Origin of the sequence: Methylophaga sp. UBA5088 (genome assembly GCF_002414625.1) — a bacterium.
GTDB lineage: Bacteria > Pseudomonadota > Gammaproteobacteria > Nitrosococcales > Methylophagaceae > Methylophaga > Methylophaga marina.
Map to the genome: position 1 here is coordinate 1 of NZ_DIAC01000092.1, position 349 is coordinate 349.

1 protein-coding gene is annotated in these 349 nt (G+C 47.6%); it reads right to left on the reverse strand.

The window, feature by feature from the left end; all coding sequences use genetic code 11:
• Positions 1-9: 9 nt before the first annotated feature.
• Positions 10-349, reverse strand: a 340-nt coding sequence (locus tag B4K20_RS11375; RefSeq protein WP_289282972.1) for an anti-sigma factor, incomplete at its 5' end; no start/stop codon positions are given.

Here is a 349-nt window from a genome sequence, read left to right on the forward strand (position 1 = left end):
CATTAGAGTTTACTCCTCACCGTACGACACAACTCTTGCGTATGAGAATAAGCCTGATGCACCGGCATATTCATTGTGATCGACCAAGTAGTCGTTCAACCTGTCTTCGACTTCGGTCTCTCCCACTGTCCACCGATTTGTTTCGGCAACAGTCGTTTGTTGTTGCAACGGTTCAGATTGAGCCATATTAGTGGTAGGCATCACGGTCTGAGGTTGTGACATTAACCCCACTACAGCTAGCGCACCGAGTGATGCAGCCGCAGCCAGGCCAGCTGTTTGTCGCCAAAACCAATCAGGAAGTGCAAACACTTTTGCTGTTTTCGTTTTTTCAGTTGCATTGATATGCAAA